We start from the raw sequence: 5402 nt of genomic DNA, 5'->3' as shown, positions 1-5402 counted from the left end.
CGAGCGCTTCCCGCGCGCCTGGGACGACATGATGGTGGCCGTGGACAAGGCGGACGCCGCCCAGTTCAGCCGCGAGGAGATCCTGCACCCCACCGATTGGGTGATGCTCAACTACCTGATGGATCCCCGCACGGGCCTTGGCCGTTTTCGGGATTTCAGGATCTCGAACTACAACCTAATGATGGAGTTGATCGATTACTGTAAGCACCACACGATCGATGAAATCATGGGGTTGCCCGACGTGGTGGAGCGCGTGGAGCTCTACCACGAGCAGCAGGAGCTGTTCGAAGCTCAGGTACGGGCCTGCGCCGAGGTTCACGATGAGCTGATCATCCTGAACTTAAAGGACCAGGACGTGATCCATGCGGGCAACCGCTTCATGGTCTACGCCATGTACCCGCAGTGTAATCTGTCCATCCACCACATGTGGGGCTTCCGCCAGCAGAACACCGTGTTCGCCATGGGCAAGTCGATTCTGGATCGCAGCTCGAAGGTGCACGTGGGCGAGCTCATGCTCTCCTACGGCGGTGGCGGTCATGCGAACGCGGGCACCTGTCAGGTGGCGAACGAAGACGCCGAGCAGGTCAAGCAGGAGCTGATCGAGAAGGTGCTTGCAGCCGATCCTGATCGTCGCCGCAACATCGCGTAATTCTCTCCGATGATCGATAGGGGTGCGTTACGCTTGCCCCCGCGCAAGGTAGAGGCTCCTCGCCTCTACCGGTGCCCCCCTGAGACGCAGGCGCCGAACGCGCCCCGCCCTATTTCGAGCGCAACGCCGTGAGCGGGTAGAACAACTGCCCCCACACCGAGCGCGGCAACTTCTTGGTCGTGCCGTACTCCGCGGGCCAATGCTCATCCGGCATGTGGTAGGTGCCGAATAACCGGTCGAACAGCACCAGGTGCGCCGAGTAGTTGGTGTCGATCGCGGGCTTCTCCGAGCTGTGATGCCAGTGGTGAAACTGCGGCGTCACGAATATGTAGCGCAGCGGGCCGAAGGAGAACTTCAGGTTGCAGTGGATCAGGATCGCCTGCAGGGCTGCGAACACCACGTAGGCGTTGAGCGCTGCCTCGTCGGCGCCGAGCAGGTAGAGCGGGATCATGACCATCGCGCGCTCGGAGAACACCTGAACGAAATGCCCGCGGGAGCCGGCCAGCCAGTCGAGGGTCTCCACCGAGTGATGCACCGCGTGGACCGGCCAGAGCGCCTTCACCTCGTGGAAGGTGCGGTGCTCCCAGTACAGCACGAAGTCCGCGGCGATCACGATCAGGGCGAATTGCACGAACACGGGCATGGAGCGCACCAGCATCTGCACGTCTTCGCTGATGGCCCAGGAGAAGTGGGTCGCGTGGTGATTGCCGAACAGGATGATCGCGGAGATCGCCAGGTGGTTGAAGCAGAAGTAGAAGAGGTCGACGTCCCACTCCGCGCGCAGGATCACCTGATCCTTGTACTTCGGAAACAGCTTCTCCAGGGTCATGAAGACCAGCACGGAGCCGAGCAGGGCCAGGATCAGCCAATCCACGCCCAGCGATAGCTCTCGCGGCTCGACGGGGCCGACGGGGATGTCGTAGCCGCCGAGCAAAAAGCCGAGCAGGGTGAGGGCGATGCCGGCGCCGCCGAGCTGTCGGTAGCGGCCGCGGTTGAGCACGAAGGTGAGAAAGCCGAACAGCAGCGACGTCCACATGCCGTACTTGAGGACGATCTGCAGCGTCTCGGCGTCGTAGACACGGCGCAGTTCCGTAGTCGTCAGGTAGGACGGGTAGCGATAGGCGAACACCGCGAGCAGGCTCAGGATGCCGAGGCTCAGCGAGATGAGCGCGCTGATCTTGCCGTCGCCGATACGCAGCTGGCGCTTGGGGTCGGGCGCGACGGTTCGCTCGGTGTATTCGTAGTCGTCTTCGTGCATGCGGATGGCTTCTGCTGACTCTATGAGGTGGTCGTTCGGCACACCCAAGGGTATCGAGCGTTTCCCTCTGCTGCCACCCGCGGTGTTCACGAACGAAGGCGCCGTGCGCCCTGGGCAGGTCTTTGAGCGGTCTGTCTCGAGGCACTAGTATCCGCACGTATGGGACACGACATGGACAGCCGCCGACGGCAGCAGGTGCGGAGGGGCATGGCATCCGCTGTGCACCTATGGGCGATGTTGGTGACGTGCTTTGCCGCCCCGGTGAGCGCGCAACCGCTGCTGACACCTGCCGACCCGAATGCTGGCGAGAGGCCGTTGACCGAGGCGCTGCGCCTGCCGAAACGCACACGCACGCTGGAAACCCACGAAACGCTGTGCCGGCTGCTGGTCACCGCCGAGGGGGCGATCAGCGTACATCGGTGCGAGACCGTCGCCTCCACCAGGAGGCTCGAAGAACGCCTGACCAAGCAGATCTACGCAGCCATCCAGAAGGCGCGGATCCGACCGGCCGCACAGGGAGGCACACCGGTCGCCGTGACGATGGCCGTACGGGTGGTCGTCGCCTGCGACGGCGACGGTTGCCAGGCCGCGGTGTTGGCCAACTCGGGCGTCTACAGCGATCGTCTCGGCGAGCATTATGTCGAGGCGCAGGAGATCGTGCAGGGCGCAGGCACCTGGTACGACCGCCAACTCACCACGGCGCACTGTGCGGCCGCTGCTGGTCGGGAACCGTCCTGCTCAGACCGCAGCGTCTACGAGTCGCAGGCCCTGCTGCACGTCGATGCCATTGGCGCACCCCTGGAGCTGCTGGACCATGGCGACTGGGAAGATGGCTACGCCGTGCTGGGTGAACTCGAGAGCTTGCTCGAAGACACCCGTTTCACGCCCACCTTCGATGCCACCGGCAACCCGGTGCCGGGCTGGGCCTTGGTGACAGCGTTCCACAGCGTCGACAGCGAGGTGGTCGAGCGGCCCCTTTGCTTTGATCGAGACCCGCCGTTCTCCAAGATCAAAATGAAGACATGCTTTTCCGCGCAGGAATACGAGCAGGCGCGAGCAGCGTCGGGCAGGCGTCGTCGCACGATGTTGTCCTACCTGGACAGCATCGACAACTCGATGCTCTACATGTTTCCGTAAGCGTAGCGACTACCTATCAAGCGCGTTCTGCGCCCGGTGACGCTGAATCCCAGCACCCCCAGCCCGATCAAGGCCAGCACGTTCGGTTCCGCGACCGCCAGGGCATTGAACGTGACATCGTCGAAGCCGACGCCCGAGGGATCGGTGTTGGTGATCGACACCCCACGGATCAGATCCCCTCCGGTGGCCCGAAACCCGAAGAACCCACCGCTACTGGCCTGAGATATCGTACCGAGCTCGATGCCCGCCATCCCGAAGAAGCTCACCGTGATCTCGCCGCTCAAGTTGCTGCCCACGAGGAGGAATCCGAACACGTCCGTCGCCGCGTCGAAGAGCACCGACAGGGCCCCTTCGCCGATCTCGCCGTTGAGGTCACCGAAGATCACCTGCGAGCCCGCATTGACGATGCCGACGTTGTCGGTCGCCACGTCGTTGGCGAGGAGGTTCAAGGCGGCGGTCGGGGCACCGCTGAGCACGTCGAAGCCGCCGGCGGTGCTCAGGGTCTGGCCCTCGAAGCGCTCGCCGTAGGTGGCACCGGTTTCGCTGACGAGGCCGACCTGGCTGCCAAGGGTCTGGCCCTCGAAGTCGTTGGTGATGGCACCGTTGACGGTGTTATCGATGATGATGGCGGCGTTGGCGCTGACTCCCAACAGGGCGGTGGCGATGGCCGCTAGCCATGCACGCGGCCCGCAGCCGTGTGGGCGGGAGGTCGTTGCGGATGGCGATCTGTGTATCAGGGTCATGTCTGCTTCTCCTGTGCCTCTAGGGGCACTCGGTGGATCGACGAGCGACGCCGAGCCGGTCGCGGGAGGCGCACGCCCACGGCGGTCGTTCAGAAGGTGACACGTAGGATGGGCTGGCGAGGGCTCATCTGGGGCCAGCACCGCGGGGATTCCGCGACAGACGGCTTTCGCTACACTGCTCCGGCAGTCGCGGCCGAGGGGGCTGGTGGCAGGCGCTGAGCGGGAGGGAGCTTGAGCAGCAGTACGGAAGAGAGCGCGACCGGCCTGAGCGGGAGTGGCGCGGGCACGGACGTATCCCAGCGCTACAGCGCGAGCACCGCCGCCGCCGTGGTGGTCGCGAACATGATAGGCACCGGCGTGTTCACCTCGCTGGGGTTCCAGCTGCTGGGGATCACCTCCGGCTTCGCCCTGCTCATGCTCTGGGTGGTCGGCGGCATCGCCGCGCTGTGCGGTGCCCTGACCTACGCGGAGCTCGGCGCCGCGTTGCCGCGCTCAGGCGGCGAGTACAACTTCCTCTCCCGCATCTATCACCCGGCCGCCGGCTTCGTGTCCGGCTGGGTTTCCGCGACAATCGGCTTCGCGGCGCCCGTGGCCGCGGCGGCGATCACCTTCGGCAGCTACCTCTCCGCCGTCTTTCCGGCTCTGCCCGTGAAGCCGCTGGCGGCGGCCCTGGTCATCGTGCTCACGATCACCCACGCCAGCACGCGCGCGAACTCCGCCGGCGTGCAGCGGTGGTTCACGATGTTGAAGCTCGCGTTGATCGTGATCTTCTGCGTCACGGCCCTGGTGCTCGTCGAGACCCCTCAGCCCGTAAACTTCTTGCCGAGCGGCGTAGGCTTCGAGGCGATGCTATCGCCGGCGTTCGCCGTGTCCCTGATCTACGTGAGCTACGCCTACACCGGGTGGAACGCGGCGACCTACCTCACGAGTGAACTCGAGAATCCGCAGCGGTCGCTGCCGCTCGTGCTCGGCCTTGGCACCTTCGTGGTGCTCGTGCTGTACGTAGCGCTCAACTTCACCTTCCTGTACGTCGCGCCCATGGATGAGCTCGCGGGCAAGGTGGAGGTGGGCTACGTCGCGGCGAGCTTCGTCTTCGGGGAAGGCGGTGCGGCGCTGATGGGGACGGTGCTGGCGTTGCTGCTGGTGTCGACGGTGAGCGCGATGACCCTCGCGGGGCCGCGCGTGCTCGCGGTGATCGGTCAGGACTTTCGCGCCTTCGGCTGGTTCGCGCGCACCAACGCGACGGGTTTGCCGGTCTTTGCCATCGCCTTTCAGTGCGTGCTCGCCCTGCTGTTCATCTTCGTGTCCTCGTTCGAGGGCATCATTCGCCTGGCGGGCTTCACGCTGGGGCTGAACTCGTTCCTCACGGTGTTGGGGGTGTTCGTGTTGCGTGTCCGTCAACCGGATCTGCCGCGGCCGTATCGGACCGCGTGGTACCCGCTGCCGCCGCTGGTGTATCTGGCGATCACCGGGTGGACGCTGGTGTACCTTGCGGTAAGCAACGTGACGGAGGCGGCCGTTGCGGCGGCGATCATCGTCTCTGGGTTGGTGTTCTACGCTGTTAGCCGCAGGCTCGGCGTTGGCGATACCGAGGGTCGTGAGGGCTCTGGCTAGG

The 5402-nt window shown here is 64.9% G+C and carries 5 protein-coding genes; 3 read left to right on the top strand and 2 right to left on the bottom strand.

Features of this window, described 5'->3' with window-relative positions; all coding sequences use genetic code 11:
• Nucleotides 1–649 (top strand): exopolyphosphatase (locus AAF184_24505; GenBank protein MEO0425518.1); only part of this gene is annotated, 649 nt, incomplete at its 5' end.
• Nucleotides 650–758: 109 nt separating this feature from the next.
• Here AAF184_24505 and AAF184_24500 read toward each other — a convergent pair.
• On the bottom strand, nucleotides 759–1907 hold the full coding sequence (locus tag AAF184_24500; GenBank protein MEO0425517.1) for a sterol desaturase family protein: 1149 nt from the start codon (nucleotides 1905–1907) through the stop codon (nucleotides 759–761).
• A 315-nt stretch (nucleotides 1908–2222) separates the two neighbouring features.
• Here AAF184_24500 and AAF184_24495 point away from each other — a divergent pair, with 315 nt between their 5' ends.
• A complete protein-coding gene (locus tag AAF184_24495) occupies nucleotides 2223–3044 on the top strand; it encodes a hypothetical protein (protein ID MEO0425516.1) in 822 nt (273 codons plus the stop codon).
• On the opposite strand, the gene AAF184_24490 is transcribed toward AAF184_24495, so the two are convergent.
• The gene (locus AAF184_24490) at nucleotides 3029–3787 is read right to left on the bottom strand and encodes a hypothetical protein (protein ID MEO0425515.1); all 759 of its coding nucleotides are present in this window, start codon (nucleotides 3785–3787) and stop codon (nucleotides 3029–3031) included. The two genes, AAF184_24495 and AAF184_24490, sit on opposite strands and share 16 nt — an antisense overlap.
• A 231-nt stretch (nucleotides 3788–4018) precedes the next feature.
• Here AAF184_24490 and AAF184_24485 point away from each other — a divergent pair, with 231 nt between their 5' ends.
• A complete protein-coding gene (locus AAF184_24485; GenBank protein ID MEO0425514.1) occupies nucleotides 4019–5401 on the top strand; it encodes an amino acid permease in 1383 nt (460 codons plus the stop codon).
• Nucleotide 5402 lies beyond the last annotated feature (1 nt).

This window comes from Pseudomonadota bacterium, assembly GCA_039815145.1.
GTDB lineage: Bacteria > Pseudomonadota > Gammaproteobacteria > Steroidobacterales > JBCBZW01 > JBCBZW01.
The sequence above is the reverse complement of the archived record's forward strand: the minus strand, read 5'-3'. Positions and strand labels throughout refer to the sequence as shown.